The sequence below is a fragment of the Streptomyces sp. NPDC058274 genome (assembly GCF_042881375.1).
In the GTDB taxonomy this organism is placed as follows: domain Bacteria; phylum Actinomycetota; class Actinomycetes; order Streptomycetales; family Streptomycetaceae; genus Streptomyces.
The window spans coordinates 195666-211150 of record NZ_JBHVXW010000001.1 but is presented as its reverse complement, the minus strand read 5'-3'; the positions used below and the strand labels follow the sequence as shown (position 1 = coordinate 211150).

Here is a 15485-nt window from a genome sequence, read left to right as displayed (position 1 = left end):
GGGAGTGACCGGCCCCGAAGAGTGCGGCGCCCCACGGGAACTCCCCGTGGGGCGTTGCCCGTTGCGGTTCCTCCAGCCGCTCGGTGACGATGCCGCAACCGCCGCGCCGGACCGGCTCAATGCACGGCAGTCGGGGGCGCCGCGGGTCGTCGGCAGCCGGGTATCCGGCCGGCCGGGCTCAGAGGCCGGCCAGTTCGGAGGCGTACGGCGGTTCCGCGCCCGCGCGTGAGCAGGTGATCGCGGCCGCGCGGGCGGCGAACCGCAGCAGCTCGGTCCAGCCGTCCGCGCTCAGACCGGCCAGCGCCGCGGGGGAGAGCGCGTCCCGGGCGGCGAGGCCGTGCAGCAGTGCCGCGTTCACCGTGTCCCCGGCGCCGATCGTGTCGACGACCTCGACCGGTTCACCGGCCACGTGCACCGAACCGTCGGGGGTGTGGACGGTCAGGCCCTCCCCGCCCCGGGTGACCACCACCGCCGCGGGTCCCGACGCCAGCCACTCGCGCGGAGTACCGCCGAGCCACTCCGCGTCCTCCGCGGACAGCTTGAGCAGCGACACCGAAGGCAGCCAGCTCTTGAACCGCGCCCGGTAGGCGTCCGCGTCGGGGATCAGACCGGCCCTGATGTTCGGGTCGAGCGCCGTGAAGACACCGCGCGCGGCAGCGGTCCGCATCAGCTCCTCGTACGCGCTCGCTCCCGGTTCCAGGACCAGCGAGCAGGTGCCGAAGGACACCGCCCGGGTGGCGTCCGGGAGTTGGGCGGGTGCCGCGAACAGCCGGTCCGCCGTGCCCTCCACGTAGAAGGAGTAGGCGGCCGAGCCGTCGGCGCCGATCGAGGCGACGGCCAGGGTCGTGGGTTCCCCGCCGCGCTGTACCGACGTCACATCGACGCCCGCGTCGCGCAGCCCCGCCAGGAGAGCCTCCCCGAAGGCGTCGGACGAGACGCGGGAGCAGAAGGCCGTGGGGGAGCCGAGCCGGCCCAGCGCCACCGCCGTGTTGTAGGGGCCGCCGCCGAGCCGCGGCAACAGGCCCACGAGCGCACCCGCGCCCTGCGGTACCAGGTCGATCAGTGCCTCACCGGCGACGACGATCACGACACGGATCCTTTCTCGGGGCTGTTGGGGCTGTCGGAGGTCAGGGGGTTTTGGGGGTTTCGGTGGTTCCCGGGGTTCTGGGGGCGCTGTCGGCGGATGCGGAGTCCGTGGGGCAACCGCACGAGGTGCGGTGGACGAACGCGCAGGGCAGCCGGACGGTCCGGGCGGGGCGGTCCGGGGACGCCAGCCGGTCGAGCAGCAGCCGGACCGCCTGTGCCCCGATCTCCTTGCTGGGCTGGGAGACTGCGGTGAGGCGGGGCGCGAAGAGGTCCGCCCACGCGAAGTCGTCGAAGCAGCACAGGGCCAGGTCGTCCGGCACCGACAGGCCGCGGTCGCGCAGGGCCCGCAGCGTGCCGATGGTCATCGCGTTGTTCCCCGTGACCAGCGCCGTGGGCCATGTCGCCAGGGACAGCAGGGCACCGGTGGCCCGCTCGGCGGCCCCCGACTCCGACGCCCCGTGCACCAGGAGCCGTTCGTCATACGGGAGTCCGGCGCTCGCCAGACCCAGGCGGTAGCCGGCGATCCGCTCGGTCGTGGTGCTGAGGCCGGACAGACCCGCGACCATTCCGATACGGCGGTGGCCCAGTCCGGTGAGATGCGACATCAGCTGCGCCACGGGGTCGACGTTCTCGGCTCCGACCTGGTCGAAGCGGTACGGGGAGTCCGCCGGGGCGTCGACCAGCCGGTCGAGGAACACCGTCGGAACGTTGTGCCGCGCCAGGTAACCGAGCAGCTCGTGCGGGTCCGCCGAGGGCGCGACGATCATGCCGTCCACCCGTCGCTCGTGCAGGAGTTGGACCACCCTGCGCTCATGCTCCGGGTCGTCGTGCGGATCCGCGATGAGCAGGCTGTACCCGTGCTCCAGCGCGCCGGCCTCCACGCCCTGGACGATCTCCGTGAAGTACGGGTTGCTGATCGCCGACACCGCGAGCCCAATGGACCGCGTGCGCGCGGTGACCAGCGAACGGGCCAGCGTGTTGGGCGTGTAGCCCAGCTCGTCGATCGCGTCGAGGACGGCCTGACGGGTGTGCGGGCGCACCGGGCGGGTCTCGTTCAGGACGTGCGAGACGGTCGCTACGGACACCCCTGCGTGCCGTGCCACATCGGTCATCGTCGCCATCGTGTTCCCTTCCCGGCAGCCCGGCAGCCCAGGCCCACTGTCGTGGGGTTCGGCTGCCCCCGGAACTTGCCCGGGCGGAAGGGAAGCTATCGCATCCGGCGGCAGACGTAAACGCTTGCGTAAGCGTCTACGTAAACGCTTACGTCACCCTGGGGTCGCGGGGCGGGGTCCCGGGTCGCGGGGTCCCGGCGTCGCGGGGTCCCGGCGTCGCGGAGTCCCGATGGCTCACGGACACCCCACCGACGCCCTCACCGCCAAAGCCCCCGAAGGACCTCAGCCCTGGTCCCGGGCCGGCAGCTCCGCGTGCAGGCCGGCCCGGCGTCCTCTCACTCCCAGTCCCGCGCGATTCACTCCCAGTCCCACGCGATGCCGACGATCCCGGACCGTACGCGCGGTTCGACCAGATGCACCGAGCGGTGCTGCCCGCTCAGGGTCAGCTCCTGGCGGCCACTGCGCGGCGCCGCCGCCGAGTGCTGGGTGAAGCGGTGGCACCGCACCGGCAGCGCCCGCTCGTCGAACCGCACCTGGAGCGCGTACTGCCCGCCCGCGAAGCTGAATCCGCGGAGGTACTCGCAGGACGTGCCGGCAGTTCCGTCGTCGAAGCCGTAGCGGAAGAGGTACGTGTCGCCCGCGCGCAGCCGGGTGTCGAAGAGCAGCTCGGCCACGAGCACGCCGGTCTCGTGGTGCCACCGCACGCGTCCGGTACGGCAGTTCTCCAGGGCGCGCACCGCCATCCGTTCCGGAGTACACCCCGGGTCGCCGTGGTGGATTGCCACATAGCGGTCCACGCCGTCCTTGTGGGCGCGCACTATGTGCTGCGACTCGCGGCCCTGCAGTTCGCGGTGCGCGCCGATGTGGACCCGCTCGTGGTGGCCGATCGTGTGCAGCCCGCCGTCGAGCGGTGACTCCAGTTCGCCGAGGAGCTCTTCCAGTACTCCGGAGGCCTCCACCAAGGAGCGGTACGAACGGCTCGCCGGACGTTCCCGGCCCGGGTTCTCGTCGGCTTTCGCGAGGAGTCTGATCAGCGACTCCTCCGGCAGCTGGAGGATCTCCTCCAGCGCGCGGACGGCCCGCAGGGACTCGGGGCGCTGCGGGCGCCGGGCGCCCTGCTGCCAGTAACTCAGGCTGGTCACCCCGACCTTGACGCCGTAGCGCGACAGATGGTGCTGTACCCGTTGCAGCGGCAGTCCGCGGGCGGCTATCGCGGCGCGCAGCGCGATGTGGAAGGGGCCGCCCCGCAGGGCCGTCTCCAGCTCAGCCGGGGCGAGTTCCGCGTGCTGTGTGCCGTGCCGCATGCTGGGGCCTTTCTGTGAATGTTCACAACGGCTGGTCAGGCCGTTCGCGCGAGTCCTGGGGGCCGCCTGGTGGGCGTGCGCGGGGTGTTCACATCCGTACGGCGCTGTTCACGGCCCCGAGTTCCACCGCATTGAAGCGTGTTGACCAAGCCCCGACAACACTTGATGCTCAACCGCAGCGTCCGGACGCGCTCCTCCACTCCTCGAACCCCACTCGGGAGGAACGCGATGCGCCACAGAAGGCTCTTCGTTCTCGCGGCCGCGCTGGCGGCCCTCTGCGCCGGCCCGACCGCCACCGCCTCCGCCGCCCACACCGACGGCACGTCCACGCTCCACGCGGCCCCCTCCGCGTACAAGCGGCTGGACATCACCATGCAGGCCCAGCAGAAGAGCAACTGGTGCTGGGCGGCGAGCGGGAACACGGTCGCCACCTGGTTCGGCCGAAGCTCCTCGCAGAACCAGTTCTGCAACGCCGCTTTCGGCCGTGCGCCAGGCAGCGACTGCCCCAACAGCCAGGCCACTCTGGGCAACGTCCAGGACGGCCTGGACCGGATGGGCATCAATCCCGGCTCCTACGTCACCGGCTGGCTGCGCTATCCCACCGTGCGTACGGAGATCGACGCGAACAGACCCGTCGAGACCCGTATCCAGTGGTCGAGCGGCGGCGGCCACATGCATGTCGTCTACGGGTACGACGACGCCGACGGCTGGGTCTACTGGGGTGATCCCTGGCCCTCCAACGACCGCTACAACTGGGCCTCGCACGCGTGGTACGTGGACAACGGGTCGTTCTCCTGGACCCACTCCCTCTACCGGATCGGGGCGTGAGGGCGATGACCCGACGTACCCGCCTCACGAGGGCCGCACTCGCCGGCTGTTCCGCCGCGGTCCTGCTCGGGCTCGGGGCCCCCTCCGTGCGGGCCGGCACCGGTCCGTCCGTCGACCCGTCGCCTGCGTCACTGGCCGCGGCGCACCGGGCCGCCACCACGCCCGCGACCCTCGACACCCTCACCCGCTTCTTCGCCCATGACGCCGGCACCGGTGAAACGCACGACGCCGCCGGTTCACGAACCGTCGTCCACGCACGCGTGGACGACGACACCGTCCCCGTCCGCTACCTGTCCCCGGATTTCGTGGCCGGCAAGAAGGGCGCGCCGGTGGCCCGGCTCGTCTTCATGGCCACCGGAGCTGTCGCCGCCGACGGACGTGAGGCCTCCGTGTGGACGGCCCCGCGGGGCGGCACCTGGCAGGTGGTGAACATCGCCTCCGGGGACGACGAGACCAAGTACGCCGCCCTGGGGGCGCGTTCGCTGCCCGGAGGCACGGTTTTCCGCGAGCCGCAGATCGACGCGTGGTACGTCGCGTCGCACGCGCGCGTGCTTCCGCTCGACGAGGACGCCCGTCGCGCGATCGGTGCCCGGGGCACCACCCTGGACGCCTACCGGGCGCGGGTCCACCAGGCCTACGCGGACAAACTCCCCGGCTCCCCGTACGCGACGTCCGGCGAGGCGGGCGGCTACGGTCCCGAGGCCGCCTTCACCAGTGGCCGCCTGGAGCCGGGCCGTGCCGCGGTCACGACCTCGCAAGGGGGATCGCACGAAGACCGGACCGGTAGCACCGACCCCGCTGTCGCCGTCGTCTCGGCGCTGGCCGGTGCCGGTGCCCTCGTGGCCCTCGCCCTGAGCGCCGTGTGGGCCCTGCGCCGACGACGCGGGACGACCGACTGCTGACCGGCTCACCCGCGGCTGGGCGCCTCCCCTTGAGCCCCGTACCGGACGCCCCTGGAGCGTCGGCGCGGTTCCTCGGGGAGGCGGTCAGCCGCCGGGTGACGGGTCCCCGGAGTCCAGCAGCTCCCGTATCGCCCGCACCGACAGGCCCGACTTGGGCAGGAAACCGCGTGCAGGGCTGGCCGCCACGAGCTCCTGGACGTCCTCCAGGGCGTGGGCCGAGATCAGGATCACCGCGGGTACGCCTGTGACGAGCCTGCGTGCCACGTCGAAGCCGTTCTCGCCGTTGAGGTCGAGATCGACCAGGGCGACGTCCGGGGTGAGTTCCGCAGCTCGTGCGACGGCCTCCGCGCCCGTCGAGGCGACCCCGACCACCTCCAGCCCACCACGCTCCAGCAGGGCGCGCGCCGCCTCCATGAAGCGGGCGCTGTCATCCACGAGAAGACAGCGCAGGGACATGCGCACAGCTTCCCAAGCGGTCGACATGTGCGCCTTCCAGCTAGCCGGAAAGTGCTGGCGTCCCGCGCCGACCGGACGTACCGGTGTTCACGCAGCGCAGCGACACGTCACAGGGGGTACGCCGCAGGCTCTAGCGGTCGCCGGTCCCGTCCCGTCGCGCCCGGTGCAGGCGCTTGGCGCGCACGACATCGGGGTCGCGCGGATCGAGGAGCCCACCGATGCCGGTGATGTCTCCGACGTCTCCGAAGCTGCCGTCGTAGCCGTCGTAGCCGTCGTAGCCGTCGTAGCCGTCGTAGCCGTCGTAGCCGTCGTAGCGGCGGACACGGACCGACCGCCGTCGTCTCCCGATCCGTGTCCGTCGCATCTCCCGCAGCCCTTCCGTAGCCGTTCCGCCGCCCCTCGCCCGGGGTGGCGGGCTCCTTGTCTGTGCTGCACTCCTTCGAGCATGGACCCGAAACGGCCGCGTGTCGTCACGGCCAGCACCCAGCCGGACTTCCCGTCCACCGCCATCGCGCACTCCCGCTAGCCGTAAGCCGCCTGTTCCGGCAGGCTGTTGACGGCGCACCGGGCTGGGCACAGGGGACGGGGGCCGGATCATGCACGCGACACAGCAGGCCGCGCGCGGACGGGTGGTTCTCGCCGACGACGACGTCCTCCTGAGGGAGGGACTGGCCAGCCTCTGCGAACGCCTGGGGTACGAGGTGGTGGGCCAGGCCGGTGACGCGGTCGGGCTCCTGGAGCTGGTCGCCGAGCGCCGGCCCGACCTGGCGATCGTCGACATCAGGATGCCGCCGACGCACTCCACGGAGGGGCTCAAGGCGGCCCGCACCATCCGCGAGCGCCACCCCGCGCTCGGGATCCTCGTCCTGTCCGCGTATGTCGAGGTCGAGGACGCCCTGGCGTTGCTGGCGAGCGGGCGCAGGGTCGGCTACCTCCTCAAGAGCCGGATCACCGTGGTGGACGAGTTCATCGAGACGCTCGACCGGATCGGCAAGGGCGGCTCGGTGGTCGACCCCTCGCTGGTGCAGGAGCTCGTCTCCGCCCAGCACCGTGACGACCCGCTGGCCTTCCTCAGCTCCCGGGAGCGCGAGGTGCTGGCCCTGATGGCCGAGGGGCGCTCCAACGCCGGCATCGGCCGCCGGCTGTGGGTGACCGAGGGAACGGTCGAGAAGCACGTCCGCAGCATCCTGGGCAAGCTGCGCCTCCAGGAGGAGCCCGACGACCACCGACGCGTCCTTGCCGTCCTGACGTTTCTGGAGTCCCGCTAGCGGCTCTCCGGAGTCCCGCCGGCCGCCCGGGAGGGCGCGACCGCGGGGGTCTGTCCACAGGCGCGGCCGGGAGCCCGCCGCGGTGTCACCCCTCGCCAGTAGGGTGTGAGACATGGCCGATCCCTCCAGCTACCGCCCCAGGCCGGGAGAGATCCCGGACTCACCCGGGGTCTACAAATTCCGCGACGAGCACCGCCGGGTGATCTACGTCGGAAAGGCGAAAAGCCTGCGCCAGCGCCTGGCCAGTTACTTCCAGGACCTGGCCGGTCTCCACCCGCGCACCCGCACGATGGTGACCACGGCCGCGTCCGTGGAGTGGACCGTGGTGTCCACGGAGGTCGAGGCGCTGCAGCTGGAGTACTCCTGGATCAAGGAGTTCGACCCCCGGTTCAACGTCAAGTACCGCGACGACAAGAGCTACCCCTATCTCGCGGTCACGATGAACGAGGAATTCCCCCGCGTGCAGGTGATGCGCGGCCAGAAGCGCAAAGGCGTGCGCTACTTCGGGCCGTACGGACACGCGTGGGCCATCCGCGACACGGTCGACCTCCTGCTGCGCGTCTTCCCCGTGCGCACGTGCTCCGCGGGCGTCTTCAAGAACGCCGCGCGCACCGGCCGCCCCTGTCTGCTCGGCTACATCGGCAAGTGCTCGGCGCCCTGCGTGGGCCGGATCTCCGCCGAGGAGCACTATGAACTGGCCGAGGAGTTCTGCGACTTCATGGCCGGCCGTACGGGGACGTACATCCGCCGCCTCGAGAAGCAGATGACCGACGCGGCCGAGGAGATGGAGTACGAGCGGGCGGCCCGGCTGCGCGACGACATCGAGGCCCTGAAGAAGGCCATGGAGAAGAACGCGGTCGTGCTCGCCGACGCGACCGACGCCGACCTGATGGCCGTCGCCGAGGACGAGCTGGAAGCCGCCGTGCAGATCTTCCACGTCCGCGGCGGACGCGTCCGCGGTCAGCGCGGCTGGGTCACCGACAAGGTGGAGGCCGTCACCACCGCCGATCTCGTCGAGCACGCCCTCCAGCAGCTCTACGGCGAGGAGACCGGCGACTCGGTGCCCAAGGAAGTCCTCGTCCCGGCGCTGCCCGAGCCGGTGGAGCCCGTACAGGAGTGGCTGGCCGCGCGTCGCGGGTCGAACGTGTCGCTGCGCATCCCGCAGCGCGGCGACAAGAAGGCGCTCATGGAGACCGTGCAGCGCAACGCGCAACAGGCGCTCGTGCTGCACAAGACCAAGCGCGCCTCCGACCTGACCACCCGCTCGCGCGCCCTGGAGGAGATCGAGGAGGCCCTCGACCTGCCCAGCGCCCCGCTGCGGATCGAGTGCTACGACATCTCGCATCTCCAGGGCGACGACGTGGTGGCGTCGATGGTCGTCTTCGAGGACGGGCTCCAGCGCAAGGGCGAGTACCGCCGCTTCCAGATCAAGGGCTTCGAGGGCCAGGACGACGTCCGGTCCATGCACGAGGTGATCACCCGCCGCTTCAAGCGCTACCTCGCGGAGAAGGAGCGGACGGGGGAGTGGGCCGACGGCGAGACCGGGCTCACCGAGGAGGACGGCCGACCCAAGCGCTTCGCCTATCCGCCGCAGCTGGTCGTCGTCGACGGTGGCCGGCCGCAGGTCGCGGCCGCCAAGAGAGCCCTCGACGAGCTGGGCATCGACGACATCGCCGTGTGCGGCCTCGCCAAGCGCCTGGAGGAGGTCTGGGTGCCCGACGAGGACGACCCCGTGGTCCTGCCGCGCACCAGCGAAGGCCTCTATCTGCTCCAGCGGGTCCGTGACGAGGCCCACCGCTTCGCGATCACCTATCAGCGGGCCAAGCGGGCCAAGCGCTTCAGGGCGAGCCCGCTGGACGACGTGCCGGGCCTCGGCGAGACCCGCAAGCAGGTGCTGATCAAGCACTTCGGTTCGGTGAAGAAGCTGCGATCCGCGACCATCGACCAGATCTGCGAGGTTCCCGGCATAGGCCGCAAGACGGCCGAGGCGATCGCCGTGGCCTTTGCCCAGGCGGCCCCGGCCGCACCCGCCGTGAACACGGCTACTGGAGAGATCATGGAAGACGACGAAGACGCGGCGCCCGAGACGACGGCGGGCTCCGCGGGGGAGCCCGTGTCCGCGGGCGCCCCGGACGAGCGACGGGGGCAGGAGAGATGACCGAGCGCGAAGAGCAGCAAGCAGAGCAAGAGGCAGTGCGGCAGGCGGAAGGCCTGGCGCAAGGCCAGGAGACACACAAGGAAACAGGCGAGGATCACGCGGAGCAGACAGCAGGCAAGGAAGACGGAGCACAGGTGGGTACGGGTATCGAAACAGCCGGGGTGCCCGAGGCGGCCATCCCCGAGCTGGTGATCATCTCCGGGATGTCCGGAGCCGGCCGTTCGACAGCGGCCAAGTGTCTGGAGGACCTCGGCTGGTTCGTGGTCGACAACCTGCCGCCCGCGCTGATCCCCACCATGGTGGAGCTCGGCGCCCGTTCCCAGGGCAACGTCGCGAGAATCGCGGTCGTCGTCGACGTACGCGGCCGCCGCTTCTTCGACAACCTCCGTGAGTCCCTCGCCGACCTGGAGGCCAAGCACGTCACCCGGCGGATCGTCTTCCTGGAGTCCTCCGACGACGCCCTGGTGCGCCGCTTCGAGTCCGTGCGCCGTCCGCACCCCCTCCAGGGTGACGGCCGCATCGTCGACGGCATCGCCGCCGAGCGGGAGCTGCTGCGCGAGCTGCGCGGCGACGCCGACCTGGTGATCGACACCTCCAGCCTGAACGTGCACGAGCTGCGCGCCAAGATGGACGCCCAGTTCGCCGGCGAGGAGGAGCCCGAGCTGCGGGCCACGGTGATGTCCTTCGGCTTCAAGTACGGCCTTCCGGTCGACGCGGACCTGGTCGTGGACATGCGCTTCCTGCCCAACCCGCACTGGGTCCCGGAGCTGCGCCAGTACACCGGTCTCAACGAGGAGGTCGCGGCGTACGTCTTCAACCAGCCCGGCGCCAAGGAGTTCCTCGACCGCTACGCCGAGCTGCTGCACCTCATCCAGGCCGGCTACCGCCGCGAGGGCAAGCGTTATGTGACCATCGCGGTCGGCTGCACCGGCGGCAAGCACCGCTCCGTCGCCATGTCGGAGAAGCTCGCCGCACGCCTGGTGTCCGAGGGAGTGGAGACGGTCGTCGTCCACCGGGACATGGGCCGCGAATGACCGGACGTGCACTACGGCTGGGCAGGCTGCGCGGAGCGACCGCGGAAGGGCGCGGCAGGCCCGCCGAAGCCCGTGGCGGCAAGCCGCGCCGCCGCGGCACCCAGCCCAAGGTCGTCGCCCTCGGCGGCGGCATGGGCCTGTCCGCTTCGCTCGCCGCCCTGCGCCGGATCACCGGCGACCTCACCGCCGTCGTCACCGTGGCCGACGACGGCGGCTCCAGCGGCCGGCTCCGCGACGAGCTGGGCGTGCTCCCGCCCGGCGACCTGCGCAAGGCGCTGGCCGCCCTGTGCGGCGACGACGACTGGGGGCAGACCTGGGCCCGGGTCATCCAGCACCGCTTCCAGTCCCAGGGCGCTCTGCACGAACACGCGGTCGGCAATCTGCTGATCGTCGCCCTCTGGGAGCAGCTCGGCGACCACGTCCAGGCCCTGGACCTGGTGGGCAGGCTGCTGGGCGCGCACGGCCGGGTGCTGCCCATGTCCGCCGTACCCCTGGAGCTCCAGGCCCTGGTCAAGGGCCACGACCCGGACCGGCCGGACGACGTCGACACCGTCCGCGGCCAGGCCACCGTGGCGCTCACCCCCGGCGAGGTGCAGTCCGTGCACGTCGTGCCGCACGACCCGCCCGCCGTCCCCGAGGCCGTCGCCGCGGTCCTCGACGCGGACTGGGTGGTGCTCGGCCCCGGCTCCTGGTTCTCCTCGGTGATCCCGCATCTCCTGGTGCCCGAACTGCTCGACGCGCTCACGGAGACGAAGGCGCGCCGGGTGCTCTCCTTGAACCTCGTCCCGCAACCCGGAGAAACCGAAGGCTTCTCCCCGCAGCGTCATTTGGAGGTTTTGGGACGACACGCCCCTAAACTCGCCCTGGACGTGGTGCTGGCCGACGAGGCCGCCGTGCCCGACAGCGCCTTGCTGACCGATGCCGCCAAGCGGTTCGGCGCCGCCGTCGAGCTGGCGCCGGTGGCCAGGACCGACGGGACTCCGCGGCACGACCCGGAGCTGTTGGCCGCCGCGTACGACCGTATTTTTCGGATGCATGGAAGGATCGGCCCATGGCGATGACGGCAGCGGTGAAGGACGAAATCTCCCGGCTACCCGTCACCCGGACCTGCTGCAGAAAGGCGGAGGTCTCCGCCATTCTGCGGTTCGCGGGCGGCCTTCACCTGGTGAGCGGCCGGATCGTGATCGAGGCGGAGCTGGACACGGCGATGGCGGCGCGCCGGCTGAAGCGGGACATCCTGGAGATCTTCGGCCACAGCTCCGAACTGATCGTGATGGCGCCCGGCGGACTGCGCCGCGGCTCCCGCTATGTGGTACGCGTCGTCGCGGGCGGCGACCAGCTGGCCCGCCAGACCGGGCTGGTCGACGGCCGCGGCCGGCCGATCCGCGGGCTGCCCCCGCAGGTGGTCTCGGGGGCCACCTGCGACGCGGAGGCGGCCTGGCGCGGCGCCTTCCTGGCGCACGGCTCGCTGACCGAGCCGGGCCGCTCCTCCTCCCTGGAGGTGACCTGCCCGGGCCCGGAGGCCGCGCTCGCGCTGGTCGGCGCGGCCCGCCGGCTGTCGATCGCCGCGAAGGCCCGCGAGGTGCGCGGCGTCGATCGCGTCGTCGTCCGGGACGGCGACGCGATCGGGGCCCTGCTCACCCGGCTCGGCGCCCATGAGTCGGTGCTGGCCTGGGAGGAGCGGCGGATGCGCCGCGAGGTCCGCGCCACCGCGAACCGGCTCGCCAACTTCGACGACGCCAATCTGCGCCGCTCGGCACGCGCCGCCGTCGCCGCCGGGGCCCGCGTCCAGCGCGCCTTGGAGATCCTCGCCGACGAGGTGCCGGAGCACCTTGCGGCCGCCGGCCGGCTGCGCATGGAGCACAAGCAGGCCTCGCTGGAGGAGCTGGGAGCGCTCGCCGACCCGCCGCTGACCAAGGACGCCGTCGCCGGCCGGATCCGCCGGCTGCTCGCGATGGCCGACAAGCGGGCCCAGGACCTGGGCATTCCGGGTACGGAGTCCAACCTCACCGAGGAGATGGCGGACAACCTCGTCGGCTGACTGGCCGAGCCCGCCGCGGGCCCACGCCCCGCTGAGCTCAACCCGCCGGTGCCGGCTCCCACTTGGGAAGCCGGCACCGGGGTTTGTCCGCCCTTGATGCGCCCTTGACTTCACGCTGGAGTGTCATGAGCCTGGCACCTGTTCGCCAGTGTGGCGGACCAGTGCAAGGGGGGCTCATGAGACGAAGAGCGAGAGCGATCCTCGCTGCGGGCGCGCTCCTGCTGGGCGGTGCGGGTATGGCACCCGTCGCCCACGCGCAGGGCGGCGGTTCACCCGAGCCGGACGCGAATGCCGTGAAGGTGTTCCGCGCCGAGGTCACGAAGCAGCAGGTACCCCTGCTCCTCGCGGCCGGACAGGACGGCCACGAACTCGGCGAACAGGCGCCGGAGAAGGGCAAGGCCACGGTCGAGGTCTACCTCACCGACAAACAGGCCGACAAGCTGGAGAAGCAGGGCGTCGAGCTCAAGGAGCACACCCTTTCGACCAAGGCCGAGGCCCGGGTGGCGGACGCGGCCGAGGGCGTGTTCCGCCCGTACAGCGGAAAGGGCAATCTCCAGGAGGAGATCGTCAAGACCGGGCAGGCCCACCCCGACCTCACCAAGGTCGTCTCCATCGGCAAGACCGTGGGCGGCCAGGACATCCTGGCGCTCAAACTGACCAAGGGCGCCAAGAAGACCAAGGACGGCGCCAAGCCGTCGGTGCTGTACGTGTCCAACCAGCACGCGCGCGAGTGGATCACGCCGGAGATGACGCGGCGTCTGATGCACTACTACCTGGACAACTACGCCACGGACAAGCGCGTCAAGAAGATCGTCGACTCGACCGAACTGTGGTTCGTCCTCTCGGCCAACCCCGACGGCTACGACTACACGTTCGACGCCGACGGCGACCGCCAGTGGCGCAAGAACCTGCGGGACATCAACGGCGACGGCACCATCACCACCGGCGACGGCGTCGACCTCAACCGCAACTTCGCCTACAAGTGGGGCTACGACGACGAGGGTTCGTCGCCCAGCCCCACCAGCGAGACCTACCGCGGCGCGAGTCCCGCCTCCGAGCCCGAGACCAAGGCCCTCGACGCCTTCGAGAAGCGCATCGGCTTCACGTACGGCATCAACTACCACTCCGCCGCCGAACTGCTCCTCTACGGAGTGGGCTGGCAGGTGGCAACGCCCAGCCCGGACGACGTCCTCTACAAGGCGCTTGCCGGCACCCCCGAGAACTCGGCGATCCCGGGCTACCGCCCGCAGGTCTCCTCGGAGCTCTACACCACCAACGGCGAGGCGGACGGCCACGCGGGCAACGTCAACGACATGGCGATGTTCACCCCCGAGATGTCGACCTGCCAGACCGCCTCGGACATCGACCCGAACGACGCCTGGAACGCGGCCGACTGCGCCTCGGTCTTCACCTTCCCGGACGACGAGAAGCTGATCGAGCAGGAGTTCCGCAAGAACATCCCGTTCGCGCTCTCCGTCGCCGAGACCGCCGGCCACGCCGACCGGCCGGTCTCCTCCGTCGGCATCGACGCACCCGACTTCACTCCGGCCGCCTTCCCGACGTCGTACTCGCGCGGCGCCGACCAGGAGGTCTCCGTCGTCGTACGGAAGTCCGTGCGCGACAAGGAGCTCAAGTACCGCGTCAACGGCGGCCGTACGGAGGACATGGCGCTCAAGGCCTGGCAGGGGGGCGAGACGTTCGGCGGCGGCGACAACCTCTACTTCGACGAGTACCGCGCCAAGGTCCAGGACGGCGACCCCGGTGACAAGGTCGAGGTCTGGTTCACCGGCGAGACGAAGAGCGGAAAGCCCACCTCCAGCACGCACTTCACGTACACCGTGGCCGAACGGCCGCGCGCCGACACACTGGTCGTCGCCGAGGAGGGCGCGACCGCGACACAGGCGCAGGGTTACGTCGACGCGCTGAAGGCCAACGGCCGCAAGCCCCTCGTCTGGGACGTCGCCGCACAGGGAGCCCCCGACGCGCTCGGCGTGCTCGGCCACTTCCCGACGGTCGTCCACTACACGGGCGCACCCCGGCCCGGCAACGCCACCCAGCTCCAGCTGCGCGCCTACCTCAACGAGGGCGGCAAGCTGATCGAGGCGGGCGAACAGGCGGGCGGCAGCGTCGACCTCGGCGGCGGCACCCTGTCGAACGACTTCAGCCAGTACTACCTGGGCGCCTACTCGCGGACGACGACGCCCGGGGCCAACGGCTTCAACGGCTCCGGAAAGCTCGCCGGCTTCACGGGGGCGCTCGGCGACGCGCCCGGCAACCCGCTGAACGCGGCGGGCACGTACAGCGTCACCTCGGACTCGCTGTCCGTCGCGAAGTACCCGCAGTTCGCGAGCGCGGGCGGCGGCCAGTTCGCCGGGACCGTCAACCCGTACGGCCCGTACGCGGGCTCGTACATGGCGGCTGCCGTCCACACCAACGACGCCTACAAGCGCCTCACCCGGACCATCGACCTCACCGGTGTCAGCGCGGCCGACAAGCCCACGCTGCGCACCCAGCTGCTGTGGGACACCGAGCCCGGATACGACCACGCGCTGCTGGAGGCCCACACGACCGGGGCCGAGGACTGGACCACGCTGCCGGATGCCGGCGGCGCCACCAGCAACGCCGTCCCGGCGGAGTGCGAGGCCGGCTATCTGCTCCGGGAGCACCCCGCTCTCAAGCGCTATCTGACCCTGGGCTCCGGCGCGTGCACCAACACCGGCACCAGCGGCTCCTGGAACAGCTTCACCGGTGCCTCCAGCGGCTGGCAGCCGGTCTCCTTCGACCTCAGTGCCTACGCCGGCAAGTCGGTCGAGGTGTCGCTCAGCTACGTCACCGACCCGAGCGGAGGCGGTCACGGGCTCCTGGCCGACGACGCGTCCCTCGTCATCGGCGGCACGGCCACCCAGAGCGAGGGCTTCGAGACCTCCCTCGGTGCCTGGAACGTCCCCGGCCCGCCCGCGGGCAGCCCGGCCGTCCTCAATGACTGGGCGCGTGTGGGGGAGCTCTTCAAGACCTACGGAGCGGTCACCACGGACGACACCGTGCTGCTGGGCTTCGGCCTGGAGCACGTCACCACGGCGGCCGGCCGTACGGCCCTGATCGGAAAGGCACTGAAGGCGCTGGACAGCTGACTCCACGCCGTCAACAGCATATGACCGCGGGTAGTCACGACGAGTGACAGGGTCTTCGGACCCGGGCGGTCCGTCCCCCTACTGGTGGGTACGGACCGCCCTGCCGTGTATGGCCCCTCTCGATGTCACCACGGTCGCGTCAGGGAGGTAGGGTCGTAGGCGGTC

Annotated in this window: 13 protein-coding genes; 8 read left to right on the top strand and 5 right to left on the bottom strand. The window is 71.3% G+C overall.

Going from position 1 to position 15485, the window contains the following annotated elements:
• Positions 1-178: 178 nt before the first annotated feature.
• From ACFVYF_RS00985 to ACFVYF_RS00975, 3 genes are all read right to left on the bottom strand, one after another.
• On the bottom strand, positions 179-1087 hold the full coding sequence (locus ACFVYF_RS00985; RefSeq protein WP_389448792.1) for a carbohydrate kinase: 909 nt from the start codon (positions 1085-1087) through the stop codon (positions 179-181).
• Between the two features lie 40 nt (positions 1088-1127).
• A complete protein-coding gene (locus ACFVYF_RS00980) occupies positions 1128-2207 on the bottom strand; it encodes a LacI family DNA-binding transcriptional regulator (protein ID WP_389448789.1) in 1080 nt (359 codons plus the stop codon).
• Between the two features lie 347 nt (positions 2208-2554).
• Positions 2555-3502 (bottom strand): hypothetical protein, encoded by a 948-nt coding sequence (locus ACFVYF_RS00975; protein ID WP_389448787.1) that lies wholly within the window; start codon positions 3500-3502, stop codon positions 2555-2557.
• Positions 3503-3730: 228 nt separating this feature from the next.
• On the opposite strand from ACFVYF_RS00975, the gene ACFVYF_RS00970 reads away from it, so the two are divergent.
• Together ACFVYF_RS00970 and ACFVYF_RS00965 are read left to right on the top strand one after the other, a co-directional pair.
• Positions 3731-4330, top strand: coding sequence for a papain-like cysteine protease family protein (locus ACFVYF_RS00970; RefSeq protein WP_389448784.1), 600 nt, complete (start codon positions 3731-3733; stop codon positions 4328-4330).
• Between the two features lie 5 nt (positions 4331-4335).
• Positions 4336-5232 (top strand): hypothetical protein, encoded by an 897-nt coding sequence (locus ACFVYF_RS00965; protein WP_389448781.1) that lies wholly within the window; start codon positions 4336-4338, stop codon positions 5230-5232.
• Between the two features lie 84 nt (positions 5233-5316).
• On the opposite strand, the gene ACFVYF_RS00960 is transcribed toward ACFVYF_RS00965, so the two are convergent.
• Both ACFVYF_RS00960 and ACFVYF_RS00955 read right to left on the bottom strand, forming a co-directional pair.
• On the bottom strand, positions 5317-5688 hold the full coding sequence (locus ACFVYF_RS00960) for a response regulator (RefSeq protein WP_389448778.1): 372 nt from the start codon (positions 5686-5688) through the stop codon (positions 5317-5319).
• Positions 5689-5818: 130 nt separating this feature from the next.
• On the bottom strand, positions 5819-6052 hold the full coding sequence (locus ACFVYF_RS00955; protein ID WP_389448775.1) for a hypothetical protein: 234 nt from the start codon (positions 6050-6052) through the stop codon (positions 5819-5821).
• A gap of 232 nt (positions 6053-6284) precedes the next feature.
• On the opposite strand from ACFVYF_RS00955, the gene ACFVYF_RS00950 reads away from it, so the two are divergent.
• The 6 genes from ACFVYF_RS00950 (at position 6285) to ACFVYF_RS00925 (ending at position 15320) form a co-directional block, all read left to right on the top strand.
• Entirely contained in the window at positions 6285-6956 is a 672-nt protein-coding gene (locus tag ACFVYF_RS00950; RefSeq protein WP_389448772.1) for a response regulator, read from the top strand.
• Between the two features lie 112 nt (positions 6957-7068).
• The gene (gene uvrC, locus ACFVYF_RS00945; protein ID WP_389448769.1) at positions 7069-9114 is read left to right on the top strand and encodes an excinuclease ABC subunit UvrC; all 2046 of its coding nucleotides are present in this window, start codon (positions 7069-7071) and stop codon (positions 9112-9114) included.
• Positions 9111-10148: an RNase adapter RapZ gene (rapZ, locus tag ACFVYF_RS00940; RefSeq protein WP_389448766.1), complete on the top strand. Its 1038-nt coding sequence runs from the start codon at positions 9111-9113 to the stop codon at positions 10146-10148. The genes uvrC and rapZ overlap by 4 nt, the downstream gene beginning before the upstream one ends.
• On the top strand, positions 10145-11209 hold the full coding sequence (yvcK, locus tag ACFVYF_RS00935) for a uridine diphosphate-N-acetylglucosamine-binding protein YvcK (protein WP_389448763.1): 1065 nt from the start codon (positions 10145-10147) through the stop codon (positions 11207-11209). The genes rapZ and yvcK overlap by 4 nt, the downstream gene beginning before the upstream one ends.
• Entirely contained in the window at positions 11200-12189 is a 990-nt protein-coding gene (whiA, locus tag ACFVYF_RS00930) for a DNA-binding protein WhiA (protein WP_345655399.1), read from the top strand. Before yvcK ends, whiA begins: the two co-directional genes overlap by 10 nt.
• Positions 12190-12365: 176 nt before the next feature.
• Positions 12366-15320 carry a M14 family zinc carboxypeptidase gene (locus ACFVYF_RS00925; protein ID WP_389448760.1) on the top strand — a complete coding sequence of 985 codons (2955 nt, stop codon included), beginning with the start codon at positions 12366-12368 and terminating at the stop codon, positions 15318-15320.
• Positions 15321-15485 lie beyond the last annotated feature (165 nt).

What these genes read in the sequence shown, in the direction of transcription:
- ACFVYF_RS00980 (WP_389448789.1), bottom strand. Translation starts at nt 2,207, where the DNA reads ATGGCGACGATGACCGATGTGGCACGGCACGCAGGGGTGTCCGTAGCG.
- ACFVYF_RS00975 (WP_389448787.1), bottom strand. Translation starts at nt 3,502, where the DNA reads ATGCGGCACGGCACACAGCACGCGGAACTCGCCCCGGCTGAGCTGGAG.
- ACFVYF_RS00970 (WP_389448784.1), top strand. Translation starts at nt 3,731, where the DNA reads ATGCGCCACAGAAGGCTCTTCGTTCTCGCGGCCGCGCTGGCGGCCCTC.
- ACFVYF_RS00965 (WP_389448781.1), top strand. Translation starts at nt 4,336, where the DNA reads ATGACCCGACGTACCCGCCTCACGAGGGCCGCACTCGCCGGCTGTTCC.
- ACFVYF_RS00960 (WP_389448778.1), bottom strand. Translation starts at nt 5,688, where the DNA reads ATGTCCCTGCGCTGTCTTCTCGTGGATGACAGCGCCCGCTTCATGGAG.
- ACFVYF_RS00955 (WP_389448775.1), bottom strand. Translation starts at nt 6,052, where the DNA reads ATGCGACGGACACGGATCGGGAGACGACGGCGGTCGGTCCGTGTCCGC.
- ACFVYF_RS00950 (WP_389448772.1), top strand. Translation starts at nt 6,285, where the DNA reads ATGCACGCGACACAGCAGGCCGCGCGCGGACGGGTGGTTCTCGCCGAC.
- uvrC (WP_389448769.1), top strand. Translation starts at nt 7,069, where the DNA reads ATGGCCGATCCCTCCAGCTACCGCCCCAGGCCGGGAGAGATCCCGGAC.
- rapZ (WP_389448766.1), top strand. Translation starts at nt 9,111, where the DNA reads ATGACCGAGCGCGAAGAGCAGCAAGCAGAGCAAGAGGCAGTGCGGCAG.
- yvcK (WP_389448763.1), top strand. Translation starts at nt 10,145, where the DNA reads ATGACCGGACGTGCACTACGGCTGGGCAGGCTGCGCGGAGCGACCGCG.
- whiA (WP_345655399.1), top strand. Translation starts at nt 11,200, where the DNA reads ATGGCGATGACGGCAGCGGTGAAGGACGAAATCTCCCGGCTACCCGTC.
- ACFVYF_RS00925 (WP_389448760.1), top strand. Translation starts at nt 12,366, where the DNA reads ATGAGACGAAGAGCGAGAGCGATCCTCGCTGCGGGCGCGCTCCTGCTG.